Origin of the sequence: Pseudomonas sp. NFACC24-1, from assembly GCF_900115235.1 — a bacterium.
Taxonomy (GTDB): Bacteria; Pseudomonadota; Gammaproteobacteria; order Pseudomonadales; family Pseudomonadaceae; genus Aquipseudomonas; species Aquipseudomonas fluorescens_AA.
The window spans coordinates 75,596-93,545 of record NZ_FOVS01000016.1; the positions used below are offsets into that span (position 1 = coordinate 75,596).

Here is a 17,950-nt window from a genome sequence, read left to right on the forward strand (position 1 = left end):
AAGATTATTCGCATAAAAATAGAAAACAAGCCTTTTTAGTGGCAATATTTTGTTTTATCTACAACGAGTGACCTGAATCAACTGGTCCGAATGGTCAAAAACCGTCTGTCGCCTCGCCTTCCACACAGCGTGCAGCAGGCTTTTGACCAGCATAGACAATCAGGTCGCCACACCCGTTAGCCTGGAGTTCTACACATGCATCCCCGCGTTCTTGAGGTCACCGAACGGCTTATCGCCCGCAGCCGCGCCACGCGCCAGGCTTACCTTGCATTGATCCGTGGTGCCGCCAGCGACGGTCCGATGCGCGGCAAGCTGCAGTGCGCCAACTTCGCCCACGGCGTGGCCGGTTGCGGCACCGAAGACAAACACCACCTGCGGATGATGAACGCCGCCAACATCGCCATCGTGTCGTCCTATAACGACATGCTCTCGGCCCACCAGCCCTACGAAACCTTCCCGGAGCAGATCAAGAAAGCCCTGCGCGAGATTGGCTCGGTCGGCCAGTTCGCCGGAGGCACGCCGGCGATGTGCGACGGCGTGACCCAGGGCGAGGCGGGGATGGAACTGAGTCTGCCGAGCCGCGAAGTGATCGCGCTTTCCACGGCGGTGGCGCTGTCCCACAACATGTTTGACGGCGCACTGATGCTCGGCATCTGCGACAAGATCGTCCCGGGCCTGATGATGGGCGCGCTGCGCTTCGGTCACTTGCCGACGATCTTCGTGCCAGGCGGGCCGATGGTCTCGGGCATTTCCAACAAGGAAAAAGCCGACGTGCGCCAGCGCTACGCCGAAGGCAAGGCCACCCGCGAAGAGCTGCTGGAATCGGAGATGAAGTCCTACCACAGCCCCGGTACCTGCACCTTCTACGGCACCGCCAACACCAACCAGTTGCTGATGGAAGTGATGGGCCTGCACTTGCCGGGCGCCTCGTTCGTCAACCCGAACACGCCGCTGCGCGATGCCCTGACCCGTGAAGCGGCGTTCCAGGTGACGCGCATGACCAAGCAAAGCGGCAATTTCATGCCCATCGGCGAAATCGTCGACGAGCGCTCGCTGGTCAACTCCATCGTTGCGTTGCACGCCACTGGCGGCTCCACCAACCACACCCTGCACATGCCGGCCATCGCCATGGCGGCGGGTATCCAGTTGACCTGGCAGGACATGGCCGACCTCTCCGAGGTGGTGCCGACCCTGAGCCACGTCTACCCGAACGGCAAGGCCGACATCAACCACTTCCAGGCGGCCGGCGGCATGTCGTTCCTGATCCGTGAGTTGCTGGAAGCCGGCTTGCTGCATGAAAACGTCAACACCGTGCTCGGCCACGGCCTGAGCCGCTACACCCAGGAGCCGTTCCTGGAGGATGGCGAGTTGGTGTGGCGCGACGGCCCGATCGAAAGCCTCGACGAAAACATCCTGCGCCCGGTGGCCCGCGCCTTCTCGCCAGAAGGTGGGTTGCGCGTGATGGAAGGCAACCTGGGCCGTGGGGTGATGAAGGTCTCGGCCGTGGCCCTGGAAAACCAGATTGTCGAAGCCCCGGCCATGGTCTTCCAGGACCAGCAGGACCTGGCGGACGCGTTCAAGGCCGGCCTGTTGGAAAAGGATTTTGTCGCGGTGATGCGCTTCCAGGGGCCGCGCTCCAACGGCATGCCGGAGCTGCACAAGATGACGCCATTCCTGGGTGTGTTGCAGGACCGTGGCTTCAAAGTGGCGCTGGTGACCGACGGGCGCATGTCCGGCGCGTCGGGGAAAATCCCGGCGGCCATTCATGTCAGCCCCGAAGCTTATGTCGGTGGTGCGTTGGCCCGGGTGCAGGAGGGCGATATCATCCGTGTCGATGGCGTCAAAGGCACCTTGGAATTGAAGGTGGACGCCGAGGAATTCGCCGCGCGCACGCCGGCCAAGGGCCTGTTGGGCAACAACATCGGCACCGGCCGCGAGCTGTTCGGTTTCATGCGCATGGCCTTCAGCTCGGCGGAGCAGGGCGCCAGTGCCTTCACATCTGCCCTGGAGACGCTTAATTGAAACTGGCTTTGGTCGGTGACATCGGTGGGACCAACGCACGCTTCGCGCTGTGGAAAGACCACACCCTGGAAAACATCCAGGTGTTGGCAACGGCCGATTACGCCTGCCCGGAAGATGCCATCCAGGTGTACCTGAGCGGCCTGGGCCTGAAACCGGGCGCCATCGGTTCGGTGTGCCTGTCGGTGGCCGGTCCCGTGAGCGGCGATGAGTTTCGCTTTACCAACAATCACTGGCGCCTGAGCAATCTGGCGTTCTGCAAGACCCTGCAGGTGGAGCAGTTGTTGCTGGTCAACGACTTCTCGGCCATGGCCTTGGGCATGACCCGCTTGCGTCCCGATGAGTACCGGGTCGTGTGCGAAGGCACCCCGGAGCCGATGCGTCCGGCGGTGGTGATCGGGCCGGGTACCGGGCTGGGCGTCGGCACGCTGCTGGATCTGGGTGAGGGCCGTTTCGCCGCGTTGCCGGGGGAGGGCGGCCATGTCGACCTGCCCATGAGCAGTCCGCGGGAAACCCAGCTGTGGCAGCACATCTACAACGAGATCGGCCACGTCAGCGCCGAAACCGCCTTGAGCGGCAGCGGTTTGCCTCGGGTGTACCGGGCCATTTGCGCAGTGGACGGCCATGTGCCGGTACTCGACACCCCCGAATCCATCACCGCGGCCGGCCTGGCCGGCGACCCTATCGCCCTGGAAGTGCTCGAGCAGTTCTGCCGCTGGCTGGGACGCGTGGCCGGCAACAACGTGTTGACCCTGGGCGGACGCGGTGGCGTCTACATCGTCGGTGGCGTGGTCCCGCGCTTTGCCGATTTCTTCCTCGAAAGCGGTTTTGCCCGCTGCTTCGCCGACAAGGGTTGCATGAGCGATTACTTCAAGGGCATTCCGGTCTGGCTGGTGACCGCGCCATACTCCGGCCTGATGGGCGCGGGCGTGGCGTTGGAGCAATCTGCACAAGCTTGAAATTCAAAGTACGGACCTTGTGGGAGCGGGCTTGCTCGCGAAGGCGGAGTGTCAGGCGACGGAAATGTTGAATGACGCACCGCTTTCGCGAGCAAGCCCGCTCCCACAGAGTTTTTGTGGTGTGTTTGTAGGCCTTGTCCATCAGGCATAATCGCCCTAATCCAAACAACAAGGACGAGGCCCGTGAGTTCAGTAAACAAATCGATTTTGTTGGTCGACGACGACCAGGAGATTCGCGAACTGCTGGACACCTACCTCAGCCGTGCGGGGTTCCAGGTGCGCACCACACCCGACGGCGCCGGGTTTCGCCAGGCGTTTAACGATGCACCGAGCGACCTGGTGATCCTCGATGTGATGCTGCCCGATGAAGACGGTTTCAGCCTTTGCCGCTGGGTTCGCCAGCACCCACGCCAGGCTCATGTGCCGATCATCATGCTGACCGCCAGTTCCGACGAGGCCGACCGGGTCATCGGTCTTGAGCTGGGCGCCGATGATTACCTGGGCAAGCCTTTCAGCCCGCGTGAATTGCAAGCGCGCATCAAGGCGCTGCTGCGCCGGGCGCAATTCGGCCAGGAACGCTCCGGCGGTGAAGTGCTGGCCTTCGATGAATGGCGGCTGGACATGGTCAGCCATCGGCTGTTCCACACCGACGGTGAAGAAGTGATTCTCTCCGGCGCCGACTTCGCCCTGCTCAAGCTGTTTCTCGATCATCCCCAGGAAATCCTCGACCGCGACACCATCGGCAATGCGACCCGTGGTCGCGAGCTGATGCCCCTGGACCGGATCGTCGACATGGCGGTCAGTCGCCTGCGCCAGCGCCTGCGTGACACCGACAAACCACCGCGGCTGATTCGCACGGTGCGTGGCAGTGGTTATCAACTGGCGGCCAGTGTGGTTGCCAGCAATGGGCATTGACTGGATCAGGAAAATCGCTCGGCGGGTACCGGTACCGCGCTCGTTGCTGGGCCGGATGCTGCTGCTGACCTTGCTGGTGGTGTTGTTCGCCCAGACCCTGTCCAGCCTGATCTGGGTCTCGCAACTGCGCGCCACCCAGCTCGAAGGCCTGGTCACCAGCGCCCGTAGCCTGGCCCATTCGATGACCGCCAGCGTCAGCTATTTGCGTTCGCTGCCGGTGGCTTACCGGCCGCTGGTGCTGGATCAGTTGCGCAGCATGGGCGGTACGCGGTTCGTCGTTACCCTCAACGACAAGCCCCTGGGCATGGACGTGCTGCCGGTCACGCCGCGCAAGCTGGCGGTGCTCAAAGCGGTGGACGATGTGCTGCGCCGATCCCTGGGCAATAACGCCGACATCTCGGTCAACTTTGTCAGCCCGGACGATCTGCGGATTTTCAACGCCGGGCTGAAACTCGATGAGTTGCCCCGCTCGTGGGCCCACTACGCCTTGACGCTTGAACCGGTGAATCCGCCGGTACTGGTCACGCAGATCCAGATGGCGCCGGGGGAGTGGCTGTACATCGCCTCGTTGCTGCCCGAACCCTACACCAGCCTCGAAGAACAAGACCTGCCCAAGCAACAGGTCGGTTTCATCGTGCTCACCAGCAGCCTGTTGTTGCTGTTCATCGGTTTGCTGGTGCACTGGCAGAGCCGGCCCCTCAAGCGTCTGGCCCGGGCCGCGCGCGACATGTCCCTGGGCGCCGAAGTGGAACCGGTGGCCGAGGGCGGTGGCAGCGAAGTGGTGGAAGTGGGGCGAGCGTTCAATGCCATGCGCGAACGCATCAGCCGTTACCTGACGGAGCGCAGCCAGTTGTTCAGCGCGATTTCCCACGACTTGCGCACACCGATCACTCGATTGCGGCTGCGGGTCGAGCTGCTGGAGGACGAAAACCTGCAAGCCAAGTTCGGCCGTGACCTGGATGAGTTGGAGCTACTGGTCAAGGGCGCGCTGCAATGCGTCAAGGACACCGACATCCACGAAAACATCGAGCCGGTGGACCTCAACCATGTGCTCGATTGCCTGGTGGAGCCTTACCTGGCACCTAACGGCAACGGCCGGGTGACCCAGGATGGCCGGGCGTTGGCGCCGTATCCCGGCAAGCCGCTGGCCCTCAAGCGCTGCATTGGCAACTTGATCGACAATGCCTTGAAATACGGACAGAACGCCCACCTGCACATCGATGATGATGAAACCGCGTTCATCCTGCACGTCGACGACGAAGGGCCGGGGGTGCCGGAACAGCGCCTGGAGCAAGTCTTCGAACCGCACTTCCGCCTTGCCGGGCAACAGCAGGGCTATGGCCTGGGCCTGGGCATCGCCCGCAACATTGCCCACAGCCATGGCGGCGAAGTGAGCCTGCAAAACCTGCGTGAGGGTGGGTTGCGGGTGACCTTACAGTTGCCTCGCAGTGTGGATTGATCGGACCGCGTTATCGTTCATCGCGAGCAAGCTCGCTCCCACACTGGATCTTCGGCGTTCACAAAACCCCTGTGGGAGCGAGCTTGCTCGCGATGGCGCCAGTCGTCTCAATCCATCTCTCTCATTCAAATGTCACAGGTTGGTGACATAACTCGCCCCTTTCGTTACCTGCCGCCCGCCATCCCTTGTTTAGACTCCCTGCGTCAAAACAACAAAAAAGGTACCCCGATGGACACCTTCCAACCGGCCTTCAGCAGTTGGCTGAATGCCCCTGCCCACCAGCAATGGCTTGCCGCCGAAGGCTTGCGGCTGCTGGCGTTCGCCAAGGCCTCGAAGCTGCCGGACGGCTTTGGCAACCTGGATGAGCTTGGCCGCCTGCCGGCCGATGCCCGGGCGGAAACCATGAACACCGCGCGCATGACCCACAGCTTCGCCATGGCTCACATCCAGGGCCTGCCGGGTTTTGCCGAGTTGGTGGACCACGGCATCCAGGCCCTCAGCGGCCCCTTGCGCGACGCCGAGCACGGTGGCTGGTTCGCCACGACGCGGCCTGATCAAGACGGTGCTGGCAAGGCTGCCTACCTGCATGCATTCGTTGCCCTGGCGGCCAGTTCCGCGGTGGTGGCCCAGCGTCCTGGCGCTGCGGCGTTGCTGGACGAAGCGGTGCGGATCATCGATGAGCATTTCTGGTGTGAAGAGGAGGGCGCCTTGCGCGAATCCTTCAACCGCGACTGGAGCGAGGAAGAGGCCTATCGCGGCGCCAACAGCAACATGCACGCCACCGAAGCCTTCCTGGCCCTGGCCGACGCCACTGACGATCCTCGTTGGCTGGCCCGTGCCCTGCGTATCGTCGAACGGGTGATCCACGGCCATGCCGCTGCCAACGACTACTTGGTGGTGGAGCATTTCGACCGCCACTGGCAGCCGCTGCGCGAATACAACCAAGACAATCCTGCCGATGGTTTCCGCCCTTATGGCACCACTCCCGGCCACGGTTTCGAGTGGGCGCGGCTGCTGCTGCACCTTGAAGCCGCACGGGTCCAGATCGGTATGCTGACCCCGGGGTGGCTGGCCCAGGACGCGCAAAAACTCTTCGACCAGAACTGCCGCCATGGCTGGGACGTCGATGGCGCGCCGGGCATTGTCTACACCCTGGACTGGGACAACCGCGCCGTGGTTCGTCACCGCCTGCATTGGGTTCACGCCGAAGCGGCAGCCGCTGCCAGCGCCTTGCTCAAGCGCACCGACGAGGCGAAATACGAAGCCTGGTACCGCTGCTTCTGGGAATTCTGTGACAAACATTTCATCGATCGCTGCAACGGCAGCTGGCATCACGAGCTCGATCCGCAAAACCGTCCCAGCGCCGATATCTGGCCGGGAAAGCCGGACCTGTATCACGCCTGGCAGGCCGTCTTGATCCCGCGCCTGCCCCTGGCACCGAGCATGGCGTCAGCCCTGGCGCGGTTATCCAGCCCAGCGCCTGTGTAACCATGTCGTGACATTTGCACGTCCCTTCGTTACCTGCGAAGGGATTCCCTCTGATTAGAATCCATGCAGCGCAAGCACCAGACTTGCATGCATAACAACAAGAAAGGTAATTCTAGATGAATGCGATTTCTCGCCTCGCTACTGTCATTTCTCTTGCTTCCCTGCTTCCCGTCGCAGCCTTCCCTGTCACTACCCTTGCCGCCGAATCCAAAGGTTCCGTGGAAGTCGTCCACTGGTGGACCTCGGGTGGTGAAAAAGCCGCGGTCGATGTGCTCAAGGCCCAGGTAGAGAAAGACGGCTTTACCTGGAAGGACGGCGCTGTCGCCGGTGGTGGCGGTTCCACTGCCATGACCGTGCTCAAGAGCCGTGCCGTGGCCGGCAACCCACCGGGTGTCGCCCAGATCAAGGGCCCGGACATCCAGGAGTGGGCGTCCACCGGGCTGCTCGACACCGACATCCTCAAGGACGTCGCCAAGGCCGAGAAGTGGGACAGCCTGCTCGACAAGAAAGTCTCCGATACCGTGAAGTACGACGGTGACTACGTCGCCGTGCCGGTGAACATCCACCGCGTCAACTGGCTGTGGATCAACCCGGAAGTCTTCAAGAAAGCCGGCATCACCAAGAACCCGACCACCCTCGAAGAGTTCTACGCGGCGGGCGACAAGCTCAAGGCCGCGGGCTTCATTCCGCTCGCCCACGGTGGCCAGCCGTGGCAGGACAGCACCGTGTTCGAAGCCGTGGTGCTCTCGGTGATGGGTGCCGATGGCTACAAGAAGGCCCTGGTCGACCTGGACAACAAGGCCCTGACCGGCCCGGAAATGGTCAAGGCCCTGACCGAACTGAAGAAAGTCGCGACCTACATGGACGCCGACGGCAAGGGCCAGGACTGGAACCTGGAAGCGGCCAAGGTCATCAACGGCAAGGCCGGCATGCAGATCATGGGTGACTGGGCCAAGAGCGAGTGGACCGCGGCGAAGAAAGTCGCCGGCAAGGACTACGAGTGCGTGGCCTTCCCGGGCACCGACAAGGCCTTCACCTACAACATCGACTCCCTGGCGGTGTTCAAGCAGAAGGACGCGGGCACCGCGGCCGGCCAGCAGGATATCGCCAAGGTCGTGCTGGGTGAGAACTTCCAGAAGGTCTTCAGCATCAACAAAGGCTCGATCCCGGTGCGCAACGACATGCTGGGCGACATGGCCAAGTACGGTTTCGATTCCTGCGCCCAGACCGCGGCCAAGGACTTCCTGACGGACGCCAAGTCCGGCGGCCTGCAACCGAGCATGGCGCACAACATGGCGACCACGCTGGCGGTACAGGGTGCGTTCTTCGATGTGGTGACCAACTACATCAACGACCCGAAAGCCGACCCGGCCGATGCTGCCAAGAAACTGGGCGCTGCGGTGCAGTCGGCCAAGTAGAGCAGCCGCGAGCTACAAGCGACAAGCTACAAGTGGGTGCGCTCAGCTTGCAGCTTGTCACTTGTAGCTGCTCTTAGTCCTTATTCTCTGTTTTGGATCTTCCCATGAGTTCTGTCGCTGTGTTCAGCAAGGCCTCGCCGTTCGATGCATTACAGCGTTGGCTCCCGAAACTGGTGCTGGCGCCGAGCATGTTCATCGTTCTGGTGGGCTTCTATGGCTATATCTTGTGGACGTTCGTCCTGTCGTTCACCACCTCGACGTTCTTGCCGAACTACAAATGGGCCGGCCTGGCGCAATACGCGCGGCTGATGGACAACGACCGCTGGTGGGTGGCGAGCAAGAACCTGGTGCTCTTTGGTGGCATGTTCATCGGCATCACCTTGGTGATTGGCGTGCTGCTGGCGGTGTTTCTCGACCAGCGCATTCGTCGCGAAGGTTTCATCCGCACCATTTACCTGTACCCGATGGCGCTCTCGATGATCGTCACCGGTACGGCCTGGAAATGGCTGCTCAACCCGGGCATGGGCCTGGACAAATTGTTGCGTGACTGGGGTTGGGAAGGCTTCCGCCTGGACTGGCTGATCGACCCGGACCGCGTGGTGTACTGCCTGGTGATCGCGGCGGTATGGCAGGCCTCGGGCTTCATCATGGCGATGTTCCTGGCCGGCCTGCGGGGTGTCGATCAATCGATCATCCGTGCCGCGCAGATCGATGGCGCGAGCATGCCGCGCATCTACTGGAAAGTGGTGCTGCCGAGCCTGCGCCCGGTGTTCTTCAGCGCCGTGATGATCCTGGCGCACATCGCGATCAAGAGCTTCGACCTGGTGGCGGCGATGACGGCCGGTGGCCCGGGTTATTCCTCCGACCTGCCAGCGATGTTCATGTATTCCTTCACCTTCAGTCGCGGCCAGATGGGCATGGGCTCGGCCAGCGCAATCCTGATGCTCGGTGCGATCCTCGCAATCATCGTGCCTTACCTGTACTCCGAGCTGAGGACCAAGCGTCATGACTAGTCTCGCTGCCAAACCTTCCATCAGCCTGAGTCGCATCGCGATCTACGTGGTGCTGATCCTCGCCGTACTGCTTTACCTGGTGCCATTGGTGGTCATGTTGCTGACCAGCTTCAAGACGCCGGAAGACATCAGCACCGGCAACCTGCTGAGCTGGCCGACCGTGGTCAGCGGCATCGGCTGGGTCAAGGCCTGGGCCACGGTGGACGGCTACTTCTGGAACTCGATCAAGATCACCGTCCCGGCGGTGCTGATCTCTACCGCCATCGGTGCCTTGAACGGCTACGTGTTGTCGATGTGGCGTTTTCGCGGTTCGCAGTTGTTCTTCGGCCTGTTGCTGTTCGGGTGCTTCCTGCCGTTCCAGACTGTGCTGCTGCCGGCCTCGTTCACCCTCGGCAAGATGGGCCTGGCCAGCACCACCACCGGCCTGGTGTTCGTGCACGTGGTCTATGGGCTGGCATTCACCACGCTGTTCTTCCGTAACTACTACGTCAGCATTCCCGATGCGCTGGTGAAGGCTGCGCGGCTGGACGGTGCGGGTTTCTTCACCATCTTTCGGCGGATCATCCTGCCAATGTCCACCCCGATCATCATGGTCTGCCTGATCTGGCAGTTCACGCAGATCTGGAACGACTTCCTGTTCGGCGTGGTGTTCTCCAGCGGTGATTCGCAACCCATCACGGTAGCGCTGAACAACTTGGTCAACACCAGTACCGGGGCCAAGGAATACAACGTGGACATGGCGGCGGCGATGATCGCCGGGCTGCCGACCCTGCTGGTCTATGTGGTCGCAGGCAAGTATTTCGTGCGCGGCCTGACGGCCGGCGCAGTCAAGGGGTAATCATGGCAACGCTTGAACTTCGCAACGTAAACAAGACCTATGGTGCCGGCCTGCCGGACACCCTGAAGAACATCGAGTTGTCGATCAAGGACGGTGAGTTCCTGATCCTCGTCGGACCTTCGGGCTGCGGCAAGTCGACGCTGATGAACTGCATCGCCGGCCTGGAGACCATTACCGGCGGCGCGATCATGATCGGTGACCAGGATGTCAGCGGCATGAGCCCGAAGGATCGCGACATCGCCATGGTGTTCCAGTCCTACGCGCTGTACCCGACCATGAGCGTGCGCGAGAACATCGAGTTCGGCCTGAAAATCCGCAAGATGAACCAGTCGGCCATCGACGAAGAAGTCAATCGCGTGGCCAAGCTGCTGCAAATCGAGCACCTGCTCAATCGCAAGCCCGGCCAGCTTTCCGGCGGCCAGCAACAGCGCGTGGCCATGGGCCGGGCGCTGGCGCGGCGGCCGAAGATCTACCTGTTCGACGAACCGCTGTCCAACCTCGACGCCAAGCTGCGGGTCGAGATGCGTACCGAAATGAAACTGATGCACCAGCGCCTGAAGACCACCACGGTCTACGTGACCCACGACCAGATCGAGGCCATGACCCTGGGCGACAAAGTGGCGGTGATGAAGGACGGGATCATCCAGCAGTTCGGTACCCCGAAAGACATCTACACCAACCCGGCCAACCTGTTCGTGGCGAGCTTCATCGGTTCGCCGCCGATGAACTTCATCCCGCTGCGCCTGCAACGCAAGGACGGCCGCCTGCTGGCGCTGCTCGACAGCGGCCAGGCCCGTTGCGAGTTGCCAATGGGCATGCAGGACGCCGGCCTGGAAGACCGCGAAGTGATCCTGGGCCTGCGCCCGGAACAGATCGCGCTGGCGGGCAGCGAGGCCAATGGCTTGCCGACCATTCGCGCCGAAGTGCAGGTCACCGAGCCTACCGGGCCGGACACCCTGGTGTTCGTCAACCTCAACGACACCAAGGTTTGCTGCCGCCTGGCACCCGACGTGGCGCCGCAAGTCGGGGAGACCCTGACGCTGCAATTCGATCCCTCGAAAGTGCTGCTGTTCGATGCCCAGTCCGGCGAACGCCTGGGCGTGGCCGGCCAGCCGCAAGCTGACGTACGCAGCGCCAACGTGGCGCAGTTCAAAGGCCGATGAAGAACAAATGTGGGAGCCAGCGTGCGCCCACCAAAAAGGAGTATGCGGTGAGTGGGGACCACCCGCCGCAATCGTTGTAAACCGCGTTAGATAAAAACAGTTAATAACAATAAAGACGAGGATGTAGGGATGAAGAAGAAAAACAACGCCCAGCTAATCTGCCAGTTGTCAGCCGTTGCGGCGATGATGCTGGCCGGTAGCGCACACGCGGACGAGGCGTTCAGCGCCGACTCGAAGTGGATGACGGGTGACTGGGGTGGTAAGCGTACCGAGCTGATCGAGCAGGGTATCGACATCAAGGCCGACTACGTCGGTGAAGTCGGTGGCAACCTGCACGGCGGCTACAACAACGACAAGACCGCGCGTTACTCCGACCAGTTTGGCCTGGGCGTGGCGCTGGACCTGCAAAAGCTGTGGGGTTGGGATAACACCCAGGCCAAGATCCAGCTGACCAATCGTAATGGCGAGAACATCTCCAACGACCGTGTCGGCGATCCGCGTGCCGGGACCTTGAGTTCCTCCCAGGAAGTCTACGGCCGTGGTCACATGGTCCGTCTGACCCAGTTGTGGATCAAGCACCAGTTCCTCGACGGCAAGCTGGACGTCAAGGCCGGTTACTTCGGCGAAGGCGAAGACTTCAACACCTTTCCTTGCGAATTCCAGAACCTGGCCTTCTGCGGTTCCCAGGTCGGTAACTGGGCCACCAATATCTGGTACAACTGGCCCGTCAGCCAGGCCGCGATCCGCGTGAAATACAACCTCACGCCTGAGTTCTATGCGCAGATCGGCGCGTACAACCAGAACCCTTCGCAACTGGAGCACGGTAACGGCTTCAAGCTCAGCGGCAGCGGTACCAAGGGCACCGTGATCCCGGTCGAATTGGTCTGGTCGCCGAAGGTCAACAGCCTGCCGGGTGAGTACCGTGTGGGTTACTACAAGAGCACGGCCAATGCCGATGACGTCCGTGAAGACGACAACGGCGACGATGCCGCAACCACCGGTAACGCCTATCGCAGCCACGATAGCAAGCATGGCTACTGGTTCGTGGCACAGCAACAACTCACCACTCACAACGGTGACGCGTCCCGCGGCTTGAACATCGCCGCCAACGCGACCTTCCACGACAAGGACACCAACGTCGTCGACAACTATCAGTCGCTGATGTTCGTGTACAAGGGGCCATTCGATGCGCGTCCAAAAGATGACATCGGCATCGGTTTCTCCCGCATCCATGTCAACGAAGACGTGAAGAAAAACGCCGAGCTGACCAACGATGCCAATGGTGTCAGCGACTATAACGATCCGCTGTTCGCACCGCTGCGTAGCACTGAGTACAACTACGAACTCAACTACGGTGTCCACGTGACCAACTGGCTGACCGTGCGTCCGAACCTGCAGTACATCACTCACCCAGGTGGTGTTGATGAAGTCGACAACGCGCTGGTGGCCGGCCTGAAAATTCAGTCGGTGTTCTAACGCTGTTGCGATAAGCTCCTCTCTATGTGCGCATATTTGCGGACGGCCAAGGCTGTCCGCTTTTTTTTGGGAAGTGCTTGGCTGGAGCAGAACCCTGTGGCGAGGGGATTTATCCCCGCTGGACTGCGAAGCAGTCCCCAACCAGTAACCTGATGCACTGAGTTGCCAGTTTCAGGGCCGCTGCGCGCCCCAGCGGGGATAAATCCCCTCGCCACAAAAGTGTGCATCATCCAGTTGAGTATTCAATGATCTCCAGGACCGCGGCCCATGCATGAGCATCCGCTACAACGCTTTTTCAGATCCTTGCGCGAACGCCCGGTGTTCGCGTGGGAGCGCTATCGGCAACGCGATGTGTTGGTGATCGATCATCCGTTGTGCCAGGCGGTGTTCAGTCGCCAGGGCGCACAGTTGCTGCATTTTCAGCCGCGAGGCCAGAAGCCCTGGTTGTGGTGTGCGGCCAAATGGCCAAACGTCGGTGCGATACGCGGTGGGGTGCCGGTGTGCTGGCCGTGGTATGGCCGCCATCCCAGCGAAAACGCCTGGCCGTCCCACGGTTGGGCGCGGTTGATCGATTGGAAGTTGCTCGACAGCCACAGTGATGAAGAGGGTGTGCATCTGCACTGGCAGCTGCAGTTGTGCGACTGGCAAGTAGACCTGCATGCCGACCTGGGCGAGCGCATGGAACTGCGCTTGAGCACCGAGCACCAGGACAGCCTGCCGTGCCAGTTGAGCCAGGCCCTGCATGCCTATTGGCGTATTGGCGATGTCGGTGAGGTAGCGCTGTCTGGGCTCGAAGGTGCCCAGGGTTACGACCAGTTGAGCCGTGCGGCTTGCCAGCAGGAAGGTGAGTTGCGGGTCGAGGGCGGCTGCCAGCGAGTGTTCCAGCATGAGGGTGAATTGCAGCTCAAGGATCACGCCTGGCAGCGCGAATTGCGCATCGACACCGGCGACAGTGCCGACACCGTGGTCTGGCATCCGGGAGCGCGGCCGTTGCTGGGGGTGAGTTGGGACGAGGTCAGTGAATTTGTCTGCGTCGAGGCGGCCAGTGGCGGCACCGACAGCCTGTGCCTTGCGCCGGGGGAGCGGGCGCACCTGAGTTTGCAGGCGTGGGTGGGGGCTTAACGCTGGATGATCGTTCCCACGCTCTGCGTGGGAATGATCAGGCAGCGAGGCTTCTGGATCGGTTCAGTTGAACTCATCCCCCACCGGATACCGGCTGGCATTCAGGCTTTCCTTGATCTTGCGCAGATGCGGCTGGAAGTCCACGCCCCGACGCAGGGTCATGCCGGTGGCGAGCACGTCCAGTACGGTGAGTTGGATGATCCGCGAGGTCATCGGCATATAGATATCAGTGTCTTCGGGCAGGGGGATGTTCAGGCTCAGGGTACTGGCCTTGGCCAGCGGCGAGCCTTCGGCGGTCAGGCCCAATACCGAGGCGCCGTTTTCCCGGGCGATGCGCGCCACTTCCACCAGCTCGCGGGTGCGGCCGGTGTAGGAAATGATCACGAACAGCTCGCCGGTATGGGCCACCGACGCAATCATGCGCTGCATCAGGACGTCGGCGTGAGCGGTCACTGCCAGATTGAAGCGGAAAAACTTGTGCTGGGCATCCAGGGCCACCGGGGCGGAGGCGCCGAGGCCGAAGAAGTGGATCTGCCGGGCCTGGATCAGCAGGTCCACGGCGCGACTGATCAAATTGGGATCAAGGGCCTGGCAGGCGCTGTCCAATGAGGCAATGGCACTGCCAAAGATCTTGCGGGTATAGGCTTCCGGGTTGTCATCGGCTTCTACCGCGCGGCTGACATAAGCCGCGCCGCTGGCCAGGCTCTGGGCCAATTGCAATTTGAGTTCCGGGTAACCGCTGACGCCGAACGAGCGGCAGAAACGGTTGACGGTCGGTTCGCTGACCGAAGCTGCCTGGGCGAGGGCGGCGATGCTGAAGCGGGTCGCCTGCTGCGGGTTGAGCAGGATGATCTCGGCCACCTTGCGTTCGGCCTTGTTCAGGTCTTCAAGGCGACTCTGGATCTGTTCCAGTAAGTTTCGCACGCGGTCCATACAAGATTCCTAGGAAGACGGGTCTTTGATACGACCCTTTGCGGTGGCCTATCCTACTGATGGCTCCGGCGGACCACCACTCGGAATCGGTATTTTCGAAAAATGTTGTGGTTATTACTACATTTTTCCTTGAGTGATACCTTGAAAAAAGGTATTTGTAGTTTAACTTGATAAAAGAACAAACATCATGCCTTCGATTACGGTTGAACCGTGCACCTTTGCCTTGTTCGGCGCGCTGGGCGATCTGGCCTTGCGCAAGCTCTTTCCTGCCCTGTACCAGCTCGATGGCGCCCAATTGTTGCACGAGGACACGCGGATCATTGCGCTGGCCCGTGAGCCCGGCGGTGAGCAGCAGCACCTGGCATTCATCGCCGCCGAGCTGCGCCGTTATGTCGGCGAAAAAGATCTGGACGAAGCCGTACTCGAGCGCTTCCTGACACGTTTGACCTACCTGCACGTGGATTTCCTCAAGGCCGACGATTATGTCGCCCTGGCCGAAGCAGCCGGTTCGACCCAGCAGGTCATTGCCTATTTCGCCACCCCCGCGGCGGTGTATGGGGCGATCTGCGAGAACCTGGCGAAGGTCGGCTTGAGCGAGAACACCCGGGTCGTGTTGGAGAAACCCATTGGCTCGGACCTGGAGTCGTCGCGCAAGGTCAACGACGCCGTGGCGCAGTTCTTCCCGGAAAACCGTACCTATCGCATCGACCATTACCTGGGCAAAGAGACGGTCCAGAACTTGATTGCGCTGCGGTTCGCCAACAGCCTGTTCGAAACCCAGTGGAACCAGAACTACATTTCCCACGTGGAAATCACCGTGGCCGAGAAGGTCGGTATCGAAGGCCGCTGGGGCTATTTCGACAAGGCCGGCCAACTGCGGGACATGATCCAGAACCACCTGCTGCAGCTGCTGTGCCTGATCGCCATGGACCCACCGGCCGACTTGTCCGCCGACAGCATCCGTGACGAGAAGGTCAAGGTGCTCAAGGCCCTCGCGCCAATCAGCCCGGAAGGCTTGACTACCCAGGTGGTGCGCGGCCAGTACATCGCCGGCCACAGCGAGGGCAAGTCGGTGCCTGGCTACCTCGAAGAACCCAATTCCAACACCCAGAGCGACACCGAGACGTTCGTCGCCCTGCGCGCCGACATCCGCAACTGGCGTTGGGCCGGGGTGCCGTTTTACCTGCGTACCGGCAAGCGCATGCCGCAGAAGCTGTCGCAGATCGTCATCCACTTCAAGGAGCCGTCCCACTACATATTTGCGCCCGAGCAGCGTTTGCAGATCAGCAACAAGCTGATCATCCGCCTGCAACCGGACGAAGGGATTTCCTTGCGGGTGATGACCAAGGAGCAGGGCCTGGACAAGGGCATGCAATTGCGCAGCGGTCCGCTGCAACTCAACTTCTCCGACACTTATCGCAGCGCACGGATTCCCGATGCCTACGAGCGGTTGTTGCTGGAAGTCATGAACGGCAATCAGAACCTGTTTGTCCGTAAAGATGAAATCGAAGCCGCGTGGACGTGGTGTGACCAGTTGATTGCCGGGTGGAAAAAATCTGGCGATGCGCCCAAGCCGTATGCGGCGGGGTCCTGGGGGCCGATGAGCTCCATTGCACTGATCACGCGGGATGGGAGGTCATGGTATGGCGATATCTGAAGTGAAACTGCCCCAGGGCGTGAGCGCTCATGAATTCAAGAACCCTGTGCTGCTGGCCGAAGGCCTGGCGCTGAACGTGGCCGAGCAGTTGCGCAATGCGATCAATGCCCGCGGCACGGCGACCCTGGTGGTGTCCGGTGGCCGCAGCCCGGTGGCGTTTTTCCAGCACTTGGCCAAGCAGGCGCTGGACTGGTCCAAGGTGGTGGTCAGCCTCGCCGATGAGCGCTGGGTGCCGGTTGAACACGCCGACAGCAACGCTGGCTTGCTCAAGCGTTATCTGTTGCAAGGCGCGGCAGCCAAGGCCCAGTTCCTGAGCCTCTACAGCGCCAGTGCCAACCTTGAAGCGGCGGCCGAGCAGGCCGATCGTTTGCTGGCCGAGCTGCCGCCCATCGACGTGCTGGTATTGGGCATGGGTGATGACGGGCACACCGCCTCGCTGTTCCCCGACAGCCCGAACCTGGCCCAAGCCCTGGACGCCAATGGCGCACGCCGCTGCTGGCCGATGCTGGCACCGACCGTGCCGCACCAGCGCTTGACCATGAGCCGCGCCTTGCTGGCTTCGGCGCAACACAAAGTGCTGTCGATTTCCGGTCAGTCGAAATTGACCACCCTGAACGCTGCGGTGGCAGGTGACGATGTCGCCGAAATGCCGATCCGTGCGTTTTTGCAACCTACGTTAGAGATTTACTGGTGCCCATGAACCAAGGATCAGCCGCTATGACAAACCCATCCCCGACCGTTTCCATGGCGGACAAAGTTGCCCTGATCGACAGCCTCTGCGCCAAGGCGCGGATCCTGCCGGTGATCACCATCGCCCGTGAACAGGACATCCTGCCGCTGGCCGATGCCCTGGCCGCTGGTGGCCTGACGGCGCTGGAAGTGACGTTGCGTTCCCAACACGGCCTCAAGGCCATCCAGGTGCTGCGCGAGCAGCGTCCGGAACTGGTGACCGGCGCCGGCACGGTGCTCGACCGCCACATGCTGGACGCCGCCGAGGCGGCCGGTTCGCAGTTCATCGTCACCCCCGGCATCACCCGTGACCTGCTCGAAGCCAGCGTCTACAGCTCCATCCCCTTGTTGCCGGGCATCAGCAATGCCTCGGGCATCATGGAAGGCTACAGCCTGGGCTATCGCCGCTTCAAACTGTTCCCGGCCGAAGTCAGTGGTGGCGTCGCGGCCATCAAGGCCTTGGGCGGCCCGTTCGGCGAAGTGAAATTCTGCCCGACCGGCGGCGTGAGCCCTGCCAACATCAAGAGCTACATGGCGTTGAAAAACGTGATGTGCGTGGGCGGAAGCTGGATGCTTGATCCGGAGTGGATCAAGAACGGCGACTGGGCCCGCATTCAGGAATGCACCGCCGAGGCCTTGGCGCTGCTGGACTGATTGTTTTACCAAACCTCGTTGGGTGTTCTACGGTTTTACGGTGCGCTTGGTCGGCGCGCCGTTTTTTTTGCCTGGGATTTGTCGCGACAAATGGGCCTGACATTTAA

15 protein-coding genes are annotated in these 17,950 nt (G+C 61.5%); 14 read left to right on the forward strand and 1 reads right to left on the reverse strand.

Translation table 11 applies throughout. The features are described 5' to 3' along the window. Positions 1 to 195 precede the first annotated feature (195 nt). The 11 genes from edd to BM317_RS16485 all read left to right on the forward strand — a co-directional run bounded on the left by edd (position 196) and on the right by BM317_RS16485 (position 13,870). Positions 196 to 2,022, forward strand: coding sequence for a phosphogluconate dehydratase (gene edd / locus BM317_RS16435; RefSeq protein ID WP_092166020.1), 1,827 nt, complete (start codon positions 196 to 198; stop codon positions 2,020 to 2,022). Beyond that, positions 2,019 to 2,978 (forward strand): glucokinase, encoded by a 960-nt coding sequence (locus BM317_RS16440; protein WP_092166022.1) that lies wholly within the window; start codon positions 2,019 to 2,021, stop codon positions 2,976 to 2,978. The genes edd and BM317_RS16440 overlap by 4 nt, the downstream gene beginning before the upstream one ends. Positions 2,979 to 3,161: 183 nt before the next feature. Continuing rightward, positions 3,162 to 3,893, forward strand: coding sequence for a response regulator (locus BM317_RS16445; protein WP_060738873.1), 732 nt, complete (start codon positions 3,162 to 3,164; stop codon positions 3,891 to 3,893). Next, complete coding sequence (locus BM317_RS16450; RefSeq protein ID WP_092166024.1) at positions 3,883 to 5,352, forward strand: ATP-binding protein; 1,470 nt, start codon at positions 3,883 to 3,885, stop codon at positions 5,350 to 5,352. The genes BM317_RS16445 and BM317_RS16450 overlap by 11 nt, the downstream gene beginning before the upstream one ends. Positions 5,353 to 5,580: 228 nt before the next feature. Continuing rightward, positions 5,581 to 6,840, forward strand: a complete 1,260-nt coding sequence (locus tag BM317_RS16455; protein WP_092475202.1) for a D-mannose isomerase — start codon at positions 5,581 to 5,583, stop codon at positions 6,838 to 6,840. Between the two features lie 116 nt (positions 6,841 to 6,956). Beyond that, positions 6,957 to 8,258 (forward strand): ABC transporter substrate-binding protein, encoded by a 1,302-nt coding sequence (locus tag BM317_RS16460; protein ID WP_060738870.1) that lies wholly within the window; start codon positions 6,957 to 6,959, stop codon positions 8,256 to 8,258. Between the two features lie 104 nt (positions 8,259 to 8,362). Next, positions 8,363 to 9,271 (forward strand): carbohydrate ABC transporter permease, encoded by a 909-nt coding sequence (locus BM317_RS16465; RefSeq protein ID WP_060738869.1) that lies wholly within the window; start codon positions 8,363 to 8,365, stop codon positions 9,269 to 9,271. Then, complete coding sequence (locus tag BM317_RS16470) at positions 9,264 to 10,109, forward strand: carbohydrate ABC transporter permease (protein ID WP_092475206.1); 846 nt, start codon at positions 9,264 to 9,266, stop codon at positions 10,107 to 10,109. Before BM317_RS16465 ends, BM317_RS16470 begins: the two co-directional genes overlap by 8 nt. 2 nt (positions 10,110 to 10,111) lie before the next feature. After that, positions 10,112 to 11,272, forward strand: coding sequence for an ABC transporter ATP-binding protein (locus tag BM317_RS16475; RefSeq protein ID WP_092475210.1), 1,161 nt, complete (start codon positions 10,112 to 10,114; stop codon positions 11,270 to 11,272). Positions 11,273 to 11,401: 129 nt separating this feature from the next. Next, positions 11,402 to 12,748 carry a carbohydrate porin gene (locus BM317_RS16480; protein WP_092166027.1) on the forward strand — a complete coding sequence of 449 codons (1,347 nt, stop codon included), beginning with the start codon at positions 11,402 to 11,404 and terminating at the stop codon, positions 12,746 to 12,748. Between the two features lie 267 nt (positions 12,749 to 13,015). Then, positions 13,016 to 13,870, forward strand: a complete 855-nt coding sequence (locus BM317_RS16485) for a D-hexose-6-phosphate mutarotase (RefSeq protein ID WP_092166028.1) — start codon at positions 13,016 to 13,018, stop codon at positions 13,868 to 13,870. A 63-nt stretch (positions 13,871 to 13,933) separates the two neighbouring features. Here the strand turns inward: BM317_RS16485 and BM317_RS16490 are convergent, their stop codons facing one another. Then, positions 13,934 to 14,794, reverse strand: coding sequence for a MurR/RpiR family transcriptional regulator (locus BM317_RS16490; RefSeq protein ID WP_170842276.1), 861 nt, complete (start codon positions 14,792 to 14,794; stop codon positions 13,934 to 13,936). A 196-nt stretch (positions 14,795 to 14,990) separates the two neighbouring features. On the opposite strand from BM317_RS16490, the gene zwf reads away from it, so the two are divergent. From zwf to BM317_RS16505, 3 genes are read left to right on the forward strand one after another with little or no spacing between them, the layout of a single operon-like run. Further along, a complete protein-coding gene (gene zwf, locus BM317_RS16495; protein WP_092475214.1) occupies positions 14,991 to 16,460 on the forward strand; it encodes a glucose-6-phosphate dehydrogenase in 1,470 nt (489 codons plus the stop codon). Further along, positions 16,447 to 17,160, forward strand: coding sequence for a 6-phosphogluconolactonase (gene pgl, locus BM317_RS16500; RefSeq protein ID WP_092166029.1), 714 nt, complete (start codon positions 16,447 to 16,449; stop codon positions 17,158 to 17,160). The genes zwf and pgl overlap by 14 nt, the downstream gene beginning before the upstream one ends. Positions 17,161 to 17,177: 17 nt before the next feature. Continuing rightward, positions 17,178 to 17,843, forward strand: a complete 666-nt coding sequence (locus BM317_RS16505) for a bifunctional 4-hydroxy-2-oxoglutarate aldolase/2-dehydro-3-deoxy-phosphogluconate aldolase (RefSeq protein WP_060738863.1) — start codon at positions 17,178 to 17,180, stop codon at positions 17,841 to 17,843. Positions 17,844 to 17,950: the final 107 nt, after the last annotated feature.